The organism is Streptomyces sp. NPDC032126, from assembly GCF_055580085.1.
Genome location: NZ_JBVIMA010000004.1, coordinates 472,343 through 487,979, shown reverse-complemented (window position 1 = coordinate 487,979; position 15,637 = coordinate 472,343). Strand labels below are relative to the sequence as shown.

The window sequence follows — 15,637 nt, the reverse complement described above, 5'->3', positions numbered from 1 at the left end:
CCAGGGTCGCCGCCGGCGGCTCCGCCGCGTCGGATCGTTCGTCCATAGGCCGTGCATCGCCCGTCGCCCCCCTCACAAGTCTGAGATGTCCATCCCCGGCGCCGAACGGTGCGCGGCGCAGCCCCTGTCGGGACGATACACCAGTCTCGTCACTCAGGGACATAGGTTCTCTACGCTCCGTGACGATCATCGGCATATGCGCACGGACCGCGTACGGGGAACTGCGGAGGGTGCCCGAAACGGATTACACGCCTGCCGCCCCCGTCGTAAGGATCACGTGGCGCAGCGGCTCGCGGTTCACGAAACGCCCCAACTGGTCGGCCAGGAGCCGCTTGGCGCGCGGCAGGAACGCGGACGTGGGGCCGCCGACGTGCGGGCTGATGAGCACTCCCGGCGCGTGCCACAACGGGTGTCCCGGGGGCAGCGGTTCGGGGTCCACGACGTCCAACGCGGCGATGATGCGGCCGCTTTCCAGCTCGGTGACCAGGGCGCTCGTGTCGACGACCGCGCCCCGGGCGACGTTGACGAGGAGGGCGCCGTCCTTCATGCGGGCGAGGAAGTCCTTGTCCACCAGACCGCGCGTGCTGTCGCTGAGCGGGGTGGAGAGGATCACGACGTCCGCCTGGGGCAGCAGGGCGGGCAGATCGGCGATCGGGTGCACAAGGCCGCGCTCCGTTGTGCGCTGGGAGCGCGCCACGCGCACCACCCGCGCGAGCTCGAAGGGCGCGAGCCGGTCTTCGATGGCGGCGCCGATGGCTCCGTATCCGATGATCATCACGGTTCGGTCGGCGAGCGCGGGATGGAATCCGCCCTGCCACCGCTCCTCCCGCTGGGCGTGCACGAAGCCCGGGATGCCGCGCAGGGAGGCGAGGGTGAGGGTGAGCGCGAGCTCGGCGGTGCTGGCCTCGTGCACCCCGCGCGCGTTGCACAGGGTCACGCCCGGGGCCAGGTCGCCGAGATGGGCGGTGACGTCGTCGACGCCGGCGGTTAGCGTCTGCACGAGCCGCAGGTTCACCATGTCCTTGAGCGGCCCGACCCGCACCGACTGCCGCTTCATGTACGGCACGACGTAGACGGCGACCGCCGCGGGGTCCCCCGGGTAGGGCTGGTCACCGTCCTCGCCGCCGTCCCAGAAACGGTAGTGGAGCCCGTCGGGCAGCCCGGTGATCTCGTCGGGCGGAATGGGCAGCCATACGTCGCGCACCGTGTCGTTCGTCATGGTCAGGAGGCTATGTCAGGCACGCGCGCGTGGGCGGGTTAGGTTGGGGGGTCGGCACAGGGAGGGTCACGGGCAGGTGGAGCGCAGGACGATCGGCGCGGGGGCGCTCGCGGTGGGGGCCGTCGGACTCGGGTGCATGCCGATGAGCTGGGCCTACAGCGGCTCGCGGCAGCGGGGGGACGAATCACTGAGGGCGGTGCACCGGGCGCTGGACCTGGGCTCGTCCCTGCTCGACACCGCCGACATGTACGGCCCGTTCACCAACGAGCTGCTGGTGGGGCGGGTGTTGAAGGAGCGGCGCGAGGACGCGTTCGTGTCGACCAAGGTCGGCCTGCTGGTCGGCGAGCAGCACATCGTGGCCAACGGCCGCCCGGGATACGTGAAGCGGGCGTGCGACGCCTCTCTGCGGCGGCTGCAGACCGATGTCATCGACCTCTACCAGCTGCACCGCGCCGACCCCGAGGTTCCCGTCGAGGAGACCTGGGGCGCGATGGCGGAGCTGGTCCGGGCGGGCAAGGTGCGGGCGCTCGGCCTGTGCGCGGTGGGCGTGCGCGGCGGCCGGCGCTCGGGCGGCACCCGGCTGTACGACGCCACGCTGCGTCAGCTCGCGCGCGTGCAGCAGGTGTTCCCGGTGAGCGCGGTGGAGGCCGAGCTGTCGGTGTGGTCGCCGGAGGCGCTGTCCGGGCTGCTGCCGTGGTGCGAGGCGCGCGGGGTGGGCCTGCTCGCGGCGATGCCTCTGGGGAATGGTTTCCTCACGGGCGCTCTCACCCCGGGCGAGGGCTTCGAGCCGGACGACATGCGGGCCCGCCACCCCCGTTTCACGGCCGAGATGATGGCCGCCAACCAGCCGATCGTCGCCGGTCTGCGCCGGATCGCCCGCCGCCACGGCGAGGACGTCACCCCGGCCCAGGTGGCCCTGGCGTGGGTGCTGTCCCGGGGGCGGCACGTGGTGCCGGTGCCGGGGGCCAAGCAGGAGCGCTGGGTGGCCGAGAACGCGGGCGCGGCGGAGCTGCGGCTGACGGAACAGGACCTCGCCGAGGTGGCGGCGCTGCCGGGGCCACAGGGATCCTGGGAGTGAGGGCGGCGGCTTCCGGATTCCGTGATCGGGAACTCCGGGGGGCGTGGCCGGTGTATGACAAGGGGGGCCCGTCGCAGGGGGTCCCGCCGCATCGAGGGAGCTGGTTGATCGTGCAACGTCGAGCCGTGACGGCCGTGTTGGCCGCGAGCGCGCTGCTGCTGGCGGCCGGCTGCTCCTCCGGCGACGGCGGTCCGTCCGCCGCGGGCACCCCGTCATCGGGCGGTACGTCCGCGTCGGCCACGCCCTCGGCGCCGGCCGAGTCCACCCCGCCCGCGAAGGGCACGGTGAAGGTGGTGCGCACGGTCGCCGAGGGCCTGAAGACCCCCTGGGGCCTCGCCCAGATCGGCGACGGCGATCTGCTGGTCTCCTCCCGCGACGAGGGGACGATCACCCGCATCGACGCGAAGACCGGCAAGAAGACCGAGCTGGGCGAGGTGTCCGGGGTCGAGCCGGACGGCGAGGGCGGCCTGCTGGGCATCGCCCTGTCCGCCGACTACGCCTCGGACCACATGATCTACGCGTACTTCACGTCCGCCTCGGACAACCGGGTCGTCCGCATGATCTACGATGAGCGGCGGCCGGCCGGTGAGCAGCTGGGCGCGCCGGACACGGTGTTCAAGGGCATCCCCAAGGGCGTGATCCACAACGGCGGGCGGATCGCCTTCGGGCCCGACGGGATGCTGTACGTGGGCACGGGCGAGACCGGCGACCGGGGGCTGGCCCAGGACAAGGAGTCCCTGGGTGGCAAGATCCTGCGCATCACCCCCGAGGGCGAGCCGGCGCCCGGCAACCCCTTCCCCGACTCCCCCGTGTACTCGTACGGCCACCGCAATGTGCAGGGGCTGGCCTGGGACGCCAAACAGCGGCTGTTCGCCTCGGAGTTCGGGCAGGACACCTGGGACGAGCTGAACGCGATCGAGCCGGGCGGCAACTACGGCTGGCCGGAGGCGGAGGGCAAGTCGGGCGACGCGAAGTACCACGACCCGATCGCCCAGTGGGCGACCGACGAGGCGTCCCCCAGCGGCATCGCGTACGCCGAGGGCTCGATCTGGATGGCGGGCCTGAAGGGCAACCGTCTGTGGCGCATCCCCCTGAAGGGCACGCAGACGTCGGCGGCCCCGCAGTCCTTCCTGAAGGGCGAGTACGGCCGGCTGCGCACGGTGGTCCCGGCGGGCGGCGGCAAGCTGTGGCTGACGACGAGCAACACGGACGGCCGGGGCACCCCGAAGAAGGGCGACGACCGGATCCTGGAGGTGGAGGTGAGCTAGGGCGGGCCCTCGCGGCTAGCCCTTGTCGTCCCCGTCCCCGTCCCCGTCCCCGTCGCCGGGCTCGGGAGCAGGCCGTCGTACGACCACCTTGCCGGACGCGAGGTCTATCGGGCCCCGGCCGGGGTCCTGGTCCCCCACGTCCACCCGGGTCAGCTCCAGCCGTTTCTGTTCGTCTCGGGTGTGTTTGCGACCGGGTGTGAACAGTTCTTCCAGGGCGTTGAACATGGAGCGTCCCTTCCCGTGCCGGGTGTGTCGCCGTCCTCCATCATCGCGCGCCCACCCGCTCCCCGTCCCCCGCGGGGAACAGTCCCAGCCGGTGGGCCACCGCCGCCGCCTCGCCGCGGCCGCCGACGCCCAGCTTGGACAGGATGTTCGACACGTGGACACTGGCCGTCTTCGGGGAGATGAACAGCTCCTCGGCTATCTGACGGTTGGTGCGGCCGGCCGAGACCAGCCGGAGCACGTCCCGCTCCCGGTTGGTCAGGCCGAGGGAGTCGGCGGGGGCGAGCGCGGGGCGCGGGGTGTGGGTCAGGGCGAGCCGGGCGCGCTGCGCGAGGTCGGTGACGGCGTCGGCCAGCGGGCGGGCGCCGAGGTGGTCGGCCACGGCGGCGGACAGCCTCAGCAGTTCCGTGGCGCGGGCCCGTTCGTCCTCGCCCGGGGCGTGGTTCAGCAGCGCCTCGGCCAGGCGGTAGCGGACGCGGGCGACGTCGTGGGGCCGTCCCACCCGTTCCACGGCGGTGACCGCCGCGCACCACTCGTCCGGGGCGAACACGCCTTGGGCGCGCAGGAGTTCGGCCCGCAGCCACTGGTCGTACGCCTCCCAGACGGGAACGCCGGTGGCCAGGGTCTTCGCCGTCGCGCGGATCCGGTCGAGGATCCGCGCGCGTCCCGCCTCGGCGGCCGGGTCGCCGTGGGCCTCGGCCTCGGCGGTGGCGCCGGCCAGTAGCAGCGGCCAGCCGTAGCGCTGGGTGCCGGGCGGGAAGCCGGTGTCCAGGACCCACTCCAGCTCGGCGCGCGCGTCCTCCAGCCGGCCTTCGGCCGCCGCGATGTTCACGGCGACCCAGCTCATCGGCAGGGAGTACTGCGGCATGGGGTCGTGGGTGCCGAAGTAGGCGCGGGCGTTGGCGAGATGGCGGGCGGCCCGGGCCGTCTCGCCCCGGACGAAGGCCAGATGGGCGAGGCGCACCGAACCGCCCGCGCGGGGCTTGGAACTCTGCTCCACGCGCTGGGCGTTGGCCGCCGCCTCGGCGGCCTCGGTCCAGCGGCCCAGGGAGTGCAGCGACTCGGCGAGATTGCCCCACACCCAGGCCTCGGCGTCCACCAGGCCGAGTCTGCGGGTGATCCGGACGCCCTCCTGGAGGATGCCGACGGCCTCCTCGGAGCGGCCGACGGCCTCCAGCGAGGACGGCAGGTTCACCAGGCTGCGGCCGAGTTCGTGGTCCATGCCGAGCTGTGCCGCACGGTCCTTGACCTCGTACATCTCGGCGAGCCCGGCCTCGGTGTCGCCCGCGTCGACCCGCAGGCCGCCGAGGGTGAGGCGGGCGTTGAGCTCGATGGCGTCGGCGCCGACCATGCGCGCGTACTCCACGGCCCGCTCGGCGGCGAGCACGGCCTCCGGGCCCGGTTGGTGCAGCATGGACCAGCCGGCGACCATGGCCAGCACCTCGGCGTGCACCCCGGAGGGCGGCAGTCCGCGCACCAGCTCCTGGGCGGTGGCCAGCTCCGCCCAGCCGTCGCCGCGGGCCAGATGCTGGCTGAGCCGGGAGCGCTGCACCCAGAACCAGGCGGCCCGCAGCGGGTCCTCCTCGTCCTCCAGCAGCCGCAGGGCCCGCTTGGTGATCTTCAGCGCCCGTTCCCGCTCACCGCAGAAGCGGCCCGCGACGGCCGCCTCGGCCATCAGGTCGAGATAGCGCAGCGGTGCGGTGGCCGGGTCGCAGCCGCACGGAGGATAGACCCCGGTGTAGTCGGCGGGGCGCAGCCGGGCGCGGACGTCGCGCGGGGCGGCGTCCCACAGCTCCATCGCCCGCTCCAGGAGCCGCAGTTGTTCGCTGTAGGCGTGCCGGGTGCGGGCCTGGACGGAGGCTTCGAGGACGGCGGGCAGGGCCTTGGCCGGGTCGTGGGCGTGGTACCAGTAGGTGGCGAGGCGGGTCACGCGCGCGTCGGCGGGGACCAGCCCGGGGTCGGCCTCCAGGGCTTCGGCGTAGCGCCGGTTGAGGCGGGAGCGCTCGCCGGGCAGCAGGTCGTCGCTCACGGCCTCGCGGACCAGGGAGTGCCGGAAGCGGTAGCCGTCGCCGGAGGGGGCGGCGGTGAGGATGTTGGCGTTGACGGCGGCCCGCAGCGCCTCGATGAGGTCGTCCTCGGTGAGCCGGGCGACGGCGGCGAGCAGCGCGTGCTCGACGGTGGAGCCGCCCTCGGCGACGAGCCGGGCGATCCGCTGGGCGCTCTCGGGCAGCGCCTCGACGCGCACCAGCAGCAGATCGCGCAGGGAGTCGGTCAGTCCGGTGCAGCAGCCCTCGTGGGCGGCGACGGCGAGTTCCTCGACGAAGAAGGCGTTGCCGTCGGAGCGTTCGAAGATGTCGTCGACCTGGGCGGGGTCGGGTTCGGCGGCGAGGATGCCGGCGATCTGGCGGCCGACCTCGTCGCGGTTGAAGCGGGCCAGTTCGACGCGGCGGACCGTGCGCAGCCGGTCCAGTTCGGCGAGGAGGGGGCGCAGGGGGTGGCGGCGGTGGATGTCGTCGGAGCGGTAGGTGGCCAGGACGACCAGGCGGCCGGTGCGCAGGGTGCGGAAGAGATAGGCGAGCAGGTGGCGGGTGGAGGCGTCGGCCCAGTGCAGGTCCTCCAGGGCGAGGACGACCGTGCGGTCGGCGGCGACGCGCTCCAGGAGGCGGGCGGTGAGTTCGAAGAGGCGGGCCATGCCCTCCTCGTCGTGCCGGCCGGTGCCGGTGTCGCCGAACTCCGGGAGCAGCCGGGCGAGTTCCTCCTCCTGGCCGTCCGCGGCGGCGGCCAGTTCGTCCGGCAGGGCGGCGCGCAGGGCGCGCAGCGCGGTGGAGAACGGGGCGAACGGCAGCCCGTCGGCGCCGATCTCGACGCATCCGCCGATCGCGACGACCGCGCCCTCCCGCGCGGCGGCGTCGGCGAACTCCTCGACGAGCCGGGTCTTGCCGACGCCGGCCTCGCCGCCGACCAGCAACGCCTGCGGCTCGCCCGCGTGAGCGCGGGCGAGCGCGTCGTGCAGCGTGTCCAGTTCATCGGTGCGGCCGACGAACACGGGACTGACGGACCTGGTCTCCACGGCCCCGAGCATCGCACAGGGGTCTGACAACGCCCCACTGCTTATCGCGGGCTGGGCCGGGACGCCCGGGGCGCTCACGCGACCCGGGCGAACCGATGCCGGCGCGGGCGGCGGGTATCGGACTCGTGCTCGGCGGTCTCGTGCCGGGCTGCCCGCCGGTCCTCGGCGCGCTGCTCGCGCTGAACCTCGCGGGCGAGCCGTTCCTGGTCGGCCCGGCGGATGAGGTCGGCGGAGCGGTACTGCTGCATCTCGTACTCGTACATGGTGTCCCCTTGAGGAGGTTCCGAAGGTTTCTGCTTCGCTTTCCGCGATGCCTCAACCTTCGTCTCCCAGGGGGGTGCGCCACATCGGGAGAGTTCCGCATCTTCGGCCGCCCCGGCGGGCCTTAGACGCGCGTGAGGGGCCTTAGGCGCGGTGCGTAAGGCGGCACACCGCGTCTGAGGCCCCTCACGGGCGGATGGGTCGGGCTCAGCCGGCGGACGGCAGTCCGAGCATGGCGTCGCTGTACTTGAGGACGGCCAGGAGCAGTCCGATCACGGCGAGCGAGACACCCGCCCAGGCCGCCGACTTGATCCAGGGCGCCTGGGCCCTGCCGGGGGCGCCGAAGGCGGGCCGGATCAGCACGACGACGGCGGTGACCAGGGCGGCCAGCGCGAACAGTCCGGCCCACAGCGCGGTGGTGTGCCAGGCGTCGCCGTAGACCTCCTTGATCTGCCGGGCGACGCTCGCCGTGGAGGAGGTCTCCAGCTGGCCCACGAGGGTCTCGCGGGCGGCGGCGACGGTGCCCATCCAGTTGCCGGTGAGGGACACGACGCCGAGGGCGACGGAGACGATCGCGCCCGCGCCCTGGCCGACGCCGGAGGGTCCCGCCGGGGTGCCCTCCGCGTCGCCGCCGTCCGTCTCGGCGGCGGAAGCCTCGGGGGCCTCCGAGGTCTCAGCGGCCTCCTTCGTCTCAGCGGCCTCCTTCGTCTCAGCGGCTTCCTTGATCTCAGCGGCCTCGGTGGCCTCGGTGGATGCGGTGGCCTCGGCGGCCCCGGTGGTGTTCTCGGCCTCGACGGCCCCGTCAACAGTCCTGGTTCCCATGCCCCGCACCGTACGGACGCTCTCTGAGAAGTCCCTTAATGATCGTTGTGCGCGGCACGCGCGCGTGCCGCACGCCACTCCGGGGCGAGGATCGACCAGACCTCCAGGTCGTGCCGCGTCCCCCCGTAGGGATGTGCCTGGCGCCGTACGCCGTCGCGGGTCATGCCCAGGCGCCGGGCCACGTTCAGGCTGGGTACGTTGCCCGAGGCGGCGACCCATTCGACGCGGTGGATACCGCGCTCCTCGACCGCCCAGTCGATGAGCACCCGCATCGCGCGCGTGATGAGCCCGCGCCCGGTGGCGGCGGGTTCCAGCCAGCAGCCGACCTCGGCGTTGCCGGTCTCCGCGTCGAAGTTCAGCGTGAGGACGCCGCCCACGAGCGTTCCGTCCAGCCAGATGCCGTGGTACGAGGCCGTGTCGGCGGCGCGCAGATCGGCGTACCGCTGGAGCGTGGCCCGCGCGGAGGGCACATCGACGGCCTTGGAGCCGAACGGGATGAACTGCCCGATGAACTCCCGGCCGCGCTCCAGGTGGGCCAGGAACTCCTCGGCGTGCCACACCTCCAGCGGCCGCAGTTCGGCGCCGTCGTCACCCAGGGATATCGCGTACATCCCGTTGCCCCCGTTCCTTGTCCATCTCCTCCACAGCGTCCGTGAGCCTCTCATGGGCGGCGGCACGGCACTCGGGCGGCTCGATGCTGATGCGGGGCAGTCGGCGGTCCAGCCAGGCGGGCAGCCACCAGTTGGCGCCGCCGAGCAGATGCATCAGGGCCGGCACCAGGAGGGTGCGGAGCACGAAGGCGTCGAGGGCGACGGCGGAGGCGAGCGCGATGCCGAACATGGCGATCACGCGGTCGCCGCTGAGGACGAAGGCGAGGAAGACCGAGATCATGATGACCGCGGCGGAGTTGATGACCCGGCTGGTCTCGGCGAGGCCGACGCGGACGGCCCGCCGGTTGTCGCCGGTCTCCAGCCACTCCTCGTACATCCGGCTGACCAGGAAGACCTGGTAGTCCATGGAGAGTCCGAACAGGACGGACACCATGATCACGGGCAGGAAGGGTTCGATCGGGCCCGCGCGGCCGAGGCCGAGCAGCTCGCTCCCCCAGCCCCACTGGAAGATCGCGACGACCACCCCGAACGCGGCGGCGACGGCCGCTATGTTCATGACGGCGGCCTTGAGCGGGATGCCGACGGACCGGAAGGCGAGCAGGAGCAGCAGACAGCCGAGGCCGATGACGACGCCGACGAACAGCGGCAGCTTGCCGACGATGACGTCGGCGAAGTCGTCGTAGCCGGCGGTGACGCCGCCGACCTGCACGTCGAGCGAGGTGCCCGACTCGGCGCGCGGCAGGACGTCCGTGCGCAGCCGGTCGACGAGGTCGCTGGTCGCGCGCGACTGCGGGGCGGAGTCGGGAACGACGCCCAGGTACGCCGTGGTGCCGCCGGAGTCGTAGGTCACCGGGGTCACCGAGGCGACGCCCTCGGTGGTGCGCAGGGTGGCGTCGAGGTTGTCGAGGGCGAGGCGGTCCTCGGCGCCGTCTACGCGCGTCACGAGCGTCAGCGGGCCGTTGACGCCGGCGCCGAAGCCGTCGGCGAGGAGGTCGTACGCCTGGCGGGTGGTGGCGGTCCGCGGGTCGTTGCCCTGGTCGGAGGTGCCCAGCCGCAGCCCGAAGGTGGGCAGCGCGAGGGCGGCGATGACGACGACGGCGAGGGCCCCGAGGGCCTTGGGGTGGCGTTCCACGAACGCGGACCAGCGGGCGGCGAGCCCGGTGGGCACCTCGGGCTGCGGACCGTGTTCGGCGAGCCGGCGCCGCTCGCGGCGGCTGAGGGCGCGCGGCCCGATGAAGGACAGCAGGGCGGGCAGCAGGGTCACCGAGGCGGCGACGGTGAGGACGACGGTCAGGGAAGCCGCTATCGCGACGCCGTTGAGGAAGTTCAGCCGCAGGATCAGCATCCCGAGCAGCGCGATGCACACGGTCGCACCCGCGAACACGACGGCGCGTCCGGTGGTGGCGACGGCGTTGGTGGCGGCTTCCTCCGCGGACAGCCCGCGCTTCAGCCCGCGCCGGTGCCGGGTGACGATGAACAGGGCGTAGTCGATGCCGACGCCGAGCCCGATGAGCATGCCGAGCATCGGCGCGAAGTCGGCGACGGTCATGGCGTGCCCGAGCAGCACGATCCCGGCGTACGCGGTGCCGACGCCGATCAAGGCGGTGGCGATGGGCAGCAGCGAGGCGGCGAGCGAGCCGAAGGCGAGGAAGAGCACGACCGCGGCCACGACCACGCCGACGACCTCTGCGAGGTGTCCGCCGGAGTCCTTGGTGAGGGCGATGGCGCTGCCGCCGAGCTCGACCTGGAGCCCGTCGCCCTCGGCGGCCTTGGCGGTGTCGACGACGGCCCTGGCCTCGGCCACGCCGATGTTCTCGACGCGGTCGTCGAAGGTGACGGTGGCGTACGCCGTATGGCCGTCGGCGCTGATCCGGCCGGCGCCGGCCTGTCCGTCGTAGGGCCCGGCGACCTCGGCCACGCCGGGCAGGTCGGCGATCTTCTCCAGCGTGCGGGACATCGTCTGTTCGACGTCGGCGGCGCGGACGGTGCCGGACGCGGTGTGCCACACGACGGTGTCGCTGTCGCCGCCGAGGCCGGGGAAGCCCTCCTGGAGCAGCTGGGTGGCTCGGCCGGACTCGGTGCCGGGGACGTCGTAGTCGTTGGAGTAGGCGGCCCCCGTGACCGCCGCGGCCGCCGTGACCCCGCCGAAGGCGAGCAGCCACAACAGGACGGCGACGAGGCGGCGCTGGACACACCAGCGTGCGAGGGCTGCCACGAACGTGCTCCCGGGGGACGATGTGTGGATCTTTGACCGGGAACAGTCGGAGACGACCTGAACAGCCCGCAAAGAACGCATGAGCAATGCGGGACCACTCTTCCAGGTGAAAGTGATCCTTTGCCCCGTTCGTGGGCCTTTTCACAGGAGTGGGAGGCAGATCACAGGACAATAACGCCCCGCGTGTCGCACCCGGCCCGTCAGTCGAGCTGGTCTCCCACGGCCATCACCATCACACCCGCGATGAGCAGCCACAGGGCGCGCCGGGTACGGCCCCGGTGGCCGAGAACCGCGGCGAGCGCGCAGACGGCGGCGCCGAGGGCGTAGGCGGCCGGGACGACGGCCGGGGCGGAGCCGGTCAGCCGCAGCAGCGCGGCGGAGAGCCCGGCCAGGGTCAGCAGACCGCCGGTGCCGAGCGCCGTCCAGCGGGCCCGGCGTGCCTCGCTCACCGGGTCCTCGTCTTCCTCTTCCCCGGGGTCGTCGGGGTCGTCGGCGAGGTCCGCGCGCGGGTCGGATATCTCGGAATCCACTCGTCCACTCATGGCGGGGGAGCGTAGCGCGTCCCGCTCTCATTTTCGGATGCGGGGCGGCCCGGCGCCTTGCTAGCGTCGGCGGGTCGTCCGCCCATCGCGGCCCGGTGCCGCCGACCCGAGCAGGTGCATTGTTTGAGCGTCCGACCGAGCTCCGACGTATCCCCTTCCGTTTCCCCGGACTCAAGGAGCCCGTTCACCGATGCCAGAGACGACCCCGAGGACCTCGACTGAGGACCTCACCCAGCGCCTGACCCACCCCGCCTACCCGCGCAGCAACGGCTACGACGTCCGCTGGGTCATCGAGAACCAGATGGGCCCGAACGCGCTGTGGCTGCTGGAGTGGCTCGCGCCCGCGCTCGGCCTGGACACCCTGCGCCCCTGCGCCCGCGTCCTCGACCTCGGCTGCGGCCGGGCGATGACGTCGGTGTTCCTGGCCAGGGAGTACCACGCCCAGGTCACCGCGGCCGACCTGTGGGTCAAGCCGGACGAGAACGCGAAGCGCATCGCCGAGGCCGGTTTCGCCGACCGGGTGCTGCCCGTGCACACCGAGGCGCACGACCTGCCGTTCGCCGAGGGCAGTTTCGACGCGATCGTGAGCATCGACGCGTACCAGTACTTCGGCACGAACGACCTGTATCTGCCCACCCTGACCCGGCTGTTGAAGCCGGGCGGGCGGATCGGGATCGTCGTCCCGGCCCTGCGCGAGGAGATCGACGGCGTGGAGCCGCCGGAGCACCTCGCGCAGTGGTGGGAGCCGGACTTCTGGTGCTTCCACACCGCCGACTGGTGGCGCCGCCACTGGACCCGCAGCGGAGCCGTCGAGGTCGAGACGGCCGACTGGCTGGACGACGGCTGGAAAGACTGGCTGTTGTGGGTCGACGTGGTCGCCGAGGAGAGCCCTCAGGAGTTCCACCGCACGATGGCCCGCTGGGTGCGCGACATGGTGCGCGCCGACGAGGGTCGGACGTTCGGGTTCGTACGACTCGTGGGGCGCCGTAAGTAGCAAGCAGGAGAAGTAGCAAGCAGAAGGCCCCGGAGGCAGCAGCCTCCGGGGCCCTACGCGTCTTACGAGGGTCAGCCCTCGCTGACGCCCAGCTTCTCCAGGATCAGCTCCTTGACGCGGGCCGCGTCGGCCTGACCGCGGGTCGCCTTCATGACCGCGCCGACCAGGGCGCCGGCGGCGGCGACCTTGCCGGAGCGGATCTTGTCGGCGATGCCCGGGTTGCCGGCGATGGCCTCGTCGACGGCGGTGCCGAGGGCACCCTCGTCGGAGACGACCTTCAGGCCGCGCTTCTCGACGACCTCGTCCGGGGTGCCCTCGCCCGCGAGGACGCCCTCGATGACCTGGCGGGCCAGCTTGTCGTTCAGGTCGCCCTTCGCGACGAGCTCGGTGACCCGGGCCACCTGCGCCGGGGTGATGGCGAGTTCGTCGAGGGAGACCCCCGACTCGTTGGCGCTGCGCGCCAGTTCGCCCATCCACCACTTGCGGGCGGAGGCCGCGTCGGCACCGGCGTCGATCGTGGCGACGATCGGGTCCAGCGCGCCGGCGTTGAGGATCGCCTGCATGTCGGTGGCGGAGATGCCCCACTCGGCGAGCAGCCGGGTACGGCGGGCCAGCGGCAGCTCGGGGAGCGCCGCCCGGATCTCCTCGACCCACTCACGGGACGGGGCGACCGGGACGAGGTCGGGCTCCGGGAAGTACCGGTAGTCCTCGGCCTCCTCCTTCACGCGGCCCGAGGTCGTGGACCCGGTGTCCTCGTGGAAGTGGCGGGTCTCCTGGACGATGGTGCCGCCGGACGACAGCACGGCCGCGTGGCGCTGGATCTCGAAGCGCGCCGCGCGCTCCACGGAGCGCAGCGAGTTGACGTTCTTCGTCTCCGAACGGGTGCCGAACTTCTCGGTGCCGTGCGGGCGCAGCGACAGGTTCACGTCGCAGCGCATCTGGCCCATCTCCATGCGGGCCTCGGAGACGCCGAGCGCCCGGATGACCTCGCGCAGCTCACGGACGTACGCCTTGGCGACCTCGGGAGCACGCTCGCCGGCGCCCTCGATCGGCTTGGTGACGATCTCGATGAGCGGGATGCCGGCGCGGTTGTAGTCCAGCAGGGAGTGGGACGCGCCGTGGATACGGCCGGTGGCGCCGCCGACGTGCGTCGACTTGCCGGTGTCCTCCTCCATGTGGGCGCGCTCGATCTCCACGCGGAAGGTCTCGCCGTCCTCCAGCTGTACGTCGAGGTAGCCGTTGAAGGCGATCGGCTCGTCGTACTGGGAGGTCTGGAAGTTCTTCGGCATGTCCGGATAGAAGTAGTTCTTCCGGGCGAAGCGGCACCACTCGGCGATCTCGCAGTTCAGCGCGAGACCGATCTTGATCGCCGACTCGACGCCGGTCGCGTTGACGACCGGGAGCGCGCCGGGCAGGCCGAGGCAGACGGGGCAGGTCTGCGTGTTGGCGTCCTGGCCGAGGGCCGTGGAACAGCCGCAGAACATCTTGGTCTTGGTGCCGAGTTCGACATGGACCTCAAGGCCCATGACGGGGTCGTACGACGCCAGCGCGTCCTCGTACGACACCAGGTCGGTCGTGGTGGTCACGGTGAAACTTCCCTCTCAGCCCAGCAGGACGTCGTCGTCGCCCAGCCGCTTCAGCTCGCGGTACAGGATGGCGAGGCCGGTGACGATCGCGACCGCGGAGACGGTGGCGTCGACCAGCCGCAGCGTGTCCTGCTCGGCCCGGGCCTTCTTGATCTGCTTGGCGACACCGAACGCGCCGAAGGCGGTGGTGGCCATGGACAGGTACGTACCGGACTTGGACTTCTTGAAGCCCTTGGCCTTCGACAGTGCGCTACTCACAGCGACGGAGCCTCCTCCAGGAGCGGGTGCCCCCACTTTTCCACGAAGGCGGCCTCGACGGCGGCGCCGACCTTGTAAAGACGGTCGTCCTTCAGCGCCGGGGCGATGATCTGGAGGCCGACCGGGAGGTTGTCCTCGGGCGCCAGACCGCACGGCAGCGACATCGCCGCGTTGCCCGCGAGGTTCGTCGGGATGGTGCACAGGTCGGCCAGGTACATCGCCATCGGGTCGTCGGCGCGCTCACCGATCGCGAAGGCGGTGGTCGGCGTCGTCGGCGAGACGATGACATCCACCTGCTCGAACGCCTTCTCGAAGTCGCGCGTGATGAGGGTGCGGACCTTCTGGGCGCTGCCGTAGTAGGCGTCGTAGTAGCCGCTCGACAGGGCGTACGTGCCGAGCATGATGCGGCGCTTCACCTCGGGGCCGAAGCCGGCCTCACGGGTGAGGGAGGTGACCTCCTCGGCGGAGTGCGTGCCGTCGTCGCCGGTCCGCAGGCCGTAGCGCAGGCCGTCGAAGCGGGCGAGGTTGCTCGAACACTCGCTCGGCGCGATGAGGTAGTACGCCGACAGCGCGAGGTCGAAGGACGGGCAGTCCAGCTCGACGATCTCGGCGCCCAGGCCCTTGAGCAGCTCGACGGACTCGTCGAAGCGCTGGATGACACCGGCCTGGTAGCCCTCGCCGCGGAACTGCTTGACGACGCCGACGCGCATGCCGGCGACGGAGCCGTTGCGGGCGGCCTCGACGACCGGCGGGACGGGCGCGTCGATCGACGTCGAGTCCAGCGGGTCGTGCCCGGCGATGACCTCGTGCAGGAGGGCCGCGTCCAGGACCGTACGGGCACAGGGGCCGCCCTGGTCGAGGGAGGACGAGAACGCCACCATGCCGTAGCGGGACACGGCGCCGTACGTCGGCTTGACGCCGACCGTGCCAGTGACGGCGGCCGGCTGGCGGATGGAGCCGCCGGTGTCGGTGCCGATGGCGAGCGGGGCCTCGAAGGCGGCGAGGGCCGCGGAGGAACCGCCGCCGGAGCCGCCGGGGATCTTGGTGAGGTCCCAGGGGTTGCCGGTCGGGCCGAACGCGCTGTTCTCGGTGGAGGACCCCATGGCGAACTCGTCCATGTTGGTCTTGCCGAGGATGACCACGTCGGCGGCCTTCAGCCGCTTGGTGAGCGTCGCGTCGTACGGCGGGATCCAGCCTTCGAGGATCTTCGAACCGACGGTCGTCGGGATGCCCTCGGTGGTGAAGATGTCCTTCAGCGCGAGCGGGACGCCGGCCAGCGGGCCGAGCTTCTCGCCACGGGCGCGCTTCTCGTCGACGGCGCGGGCCTGGGCGAGCGCGCCCTCGCGGTCGACGTGCAGGAAGGCGTGCACCTTCTCGTCGACGGCCTCGATACGGGCCAGGTGTGCCTCGGTGACCTCGACGGCCGTGAGCTCGCCGGAGGCGATCTTCCCGGCGATCTCGGCGGCGGTGAGCTTGATGATGTCCGTCATG

At 72.3% G+C, this 15,637-nt stretch carries 14 protein-coding genes; 3 read left to right on the top strand and 11 right to left on the bottom strand.

Annotation, left to right across the window (positions count from 1 at the left end; genetic code table 11):
- Nucleotides 1-244: 244 nt before the first annotated feature.
- Nucleotides 245-1,219, bottom strand: a complete 975-nt coding sequence (locus ACZ5NW_RS18615) for a 2-hydroxyacid dehydrogenase (RefSeq protein ID WP_468744913.1) — start codon at nucleotides 1,217-1,219, stop codon at nucleotides 245-247.
- A 76-nt stretch (nucleotides 1,220-1,295) separates the two neighbouring features.
- Between ACZ5NW_RS18615 and ACZ5NW_RS18610 the strand changes: the two genes are divergently transcribed.
- The gene (locus ACZ5NW_RS18610) at nucleotides 1,296-2,297 is read left to right on the top strand and encodes an aldo/keto reductase (protein WP_468744912.1); all 1,002 of its coding nucleotides are present in this window, start codon (nucleotides 1,296-1,298) and stop codon (nucleotides 2,295-2,297) included.
- A gap of 125 nt (nucleotides 2,298-2,422) precedes the next feature.
- Nucleotides 2,423-3,565: a PQQ-dependent sugar dehydrogenase gene (locus tag ACZ5NW_RS18605; protein WP_468744911.1), complete on the top strand. Its 1,143-nt coding sequence runs from the start codon at nucleotides 2,423-2,425 to the stop codon at nucleotides 3,563-3,565.
- Between the two features lie 15 nt (nucleotides 3,566-3,580).
- On the opposite strand, the gene ACZ5NW_RS18600 is transcribed toward ACZ5NW_RS18605, so the two are convergent.
- The 7 genes from ACZ5NW_RS18600 to ACZ5NW_RS18570 form a co-directional block, all read right to left on the bottom strand.
- On the bottom strand, nucleotides 3,581-3,790 hold the full coding sequence (locus ACZ5NW_RS18600; protein ID WP_468744910.1) for a DUF6191 domain-containing protein: 210 nt from the start codon (nucleotides 3,788-3,790) through the stop codon (nucleotides 3,581-3,583).
- Nucleotides 3,791-3,830: 40 nt separating this feature from the next.
- A complete protein-coding gene (locus ACZ5NW_RS18595) occupies nucleotides 3,831-6,869 on the bottom strand; it encodes a helix-turn-helix transcriptional regulator (protein WP_468745104.1) in 3,039 nt (1,012 codons plus the stop codon).
- A 62-nt stretch (nucleotides 6,870-6,931) separates the two neighbouring features.
- Entirely contained in the window at nucleotides 6,932-7,120 is a 189-nt protein-coding gene (locus ACZ5NW_RS18590; protein WP_468744909.1) for a hypothetical protein, read from the bottom strand.
- Nucleotides 7,121-7,325: 205 nt separating this feature from the next.
- On the bottom strand, nucleotides 7,326-7,940 hold the full coding sequence (locus ACZ5NW_RS18585; protein WP_468744908.1) for a hypothetical protein: 615 nt from the start codon (nucleotides 7,938-7,940) through the stop codon (nucleotides 7,326-7,328).
- Between the two features lie 35 nt (nucleotides 7,941-7,975).
- On the bottom strand, nucleotides 7,976-8,551 hold the full coding sequence (locus ACZ5NW_RS18580; RefSeq protein ID WP_468744907.1) for a GNAT family N-acetyltransferase: 576 nt from the start codon (nucleotides 8,549-8,551) through the stop codon (nucleotides 7,976-7,978).
- A complete protein-coding gene (locus ACZ5NW_RS18575; protein ID WP_468744906.1) occupies nucleotides 8,529-10,766 on the bottom strand; it encodes an MMPL family transporter in 2,238 nt (745 codons plus the stop codon). Before ACZ5NW_RS18575 ends, ACZ5NW_RS18580 begins: the two co-directional genes overlap by 23 nt.
- Before the next feature lie 200 nt (nucleotides 10,767-10,966).
- Entirely contained in the window at nucleotides 10,967-11,308 is a 342-nt protein-coding gene (locus ACZ5NW_RS18570; protein ID WP_468744905.1) for a hypothetical protein, read from the bottom strand.
- A 190-nt stretch (nucleotides 11,309-11,498) separates the two neighbouring features.
- On the opposite strand from ACZ5NW_RS18570, the gene ACZ5NW_RS18565 reads away from it, so the two are divergent.
- Complete coding sequence (locus ACZ5NW_RS18565; RefSeq protein WP_468744904.1) at nucleotides 11,499-12,302, top strand: SAM-dependent methyltransferase; 804 nt, start codon at nucleotides 11,499-11,501, stop codon at nucleotides 12,300-12,302.
- Between the two features lie 71 nt (nucleotides 12,303-12,373).
- Here the strand turns inward: ACZ5NW_RS18565 and gatB are convergent, their stop codons facing one another.
- The 3 genes from gatB to gatA are packed head-to-tail and all read right to left on the bottom strand — an operon-like array spanning nucleotide 12,374 to nucleotide 15,636.
- Nucleotides 12,374-13,888 carry an Asp-tRNA(Asn)/Glu-tRNA(Gln) amidotransferase subunit GatB gene (gene gatB / locus ACZ5NW_RS18560; RefSeq protein ID WP_468744903.1) on the bottom strand — a complete coding sequence of 505 codons (1,515 nt, stop codon included), beginning with the start codon at nucleotides 13,886-13,888 and terminating at the stop codon, nucleotides 12,374-12,376.
- Nucleotides 13,889-13,903: 15 nt separating this feature from the next.
- The gene (locus ACZ5NW_RS18555) at nucleotides 13,904-14,146 is read right to left on the bottom strand and encodes a hypothetical protein (protein ID WP_468744902.1); all 243 of its coding nucleotides are present in this window, start codon (nucleotides 14,144-14,146) and stop codon (nucleotides 13,904-13,906) included.
- Entirely contained in the window at nucleotides 14,143-15,636 is a 1,494-nt protein-coding gene (gatA, locus tag ACZ5NW_RS18550; RefSeq protein WP_468744901.1) for an Asp-tRNA(Asn)/Glu-tRNA(Gln) amidotransferase subunit GatA, read from the bottom strand. The genes ACZ5NW_RS18555 and gatA overlap by 4 nt, the downstream gene beginning before the upstream one ends.
- Nucleotide 15,637 lies beyond the last annotated feature (1 nt).

Excerpts from the sequence above, each read along its gene's own strand:
- ACZ5NW_RS18615 (WP_468744913.1), bottom strand. The coding sequence starts at position 1,219 with ATGACGAACGACACGGTGCGCGACGTATGGCTGCCCATTCCGCCCGAC.
- ACZ5NW_RS18600 (WP_468744910.1), bottom strand. The coding sequence starts at position 3,790 with ATGTTCAACGCCCTGGAAGAACTGTTCACACCCGGTCGCAAACACACC.
- ACZ5NW_RS18595 (WP_468745104.1), bottom strand. The coding sequence starts at position 6,869 with ATGCTCGGGGCCGTGGAGACCAGGTCCGTCAGTCCCGTGTTCGTCGGC.
- ACZ5NW_RS18590 (WP_468744909.1), bottom strand. The coding sequence starts at position 7,120 with ATGTACGAGTACGAGATGCAGCAGTACCGCTCCGCCGACCTCATCCGC.
- ACZ5NW_RS18585 (WP_468744908.1), bottom strand. The coding sequence starts at position 7,940 with ATGGGAACCAGGACTGTTGACGGGGCCGTCGAGGCCGAGAACACCACC.
- ACZ5NW_RS18580 (WP_468744907.1), bottom strand. The coding sequence starts at position 8,551 with ATGTACGCGATATCCCTGGGTGACGACGGCGCCGAACTGCGGCCGCTG.
- ACZ5NW_RS18570 (WP_468744905.1), bottom strand. The coding sequence starts at position 11,308 with ATGAGTGGACGAGTGGATTCCGAGATATCCGACCCGCGCGCGGACCTC.
- ACZ5NW_RS18565 (WP_468744904.1), top strand. The coding sequence starts at position 11,499 with ATGCCAGAGACGACCCCGAGGACCTCGACTGAGGACCTCACCCAGCGC.
- gatA (WP_468744901.1), bottom strand. The coding sequence starts at position 15,636 with ATGACGGACATCATCAAGCTCACCGCCGCCGAGATCGCCGGGAAGATC.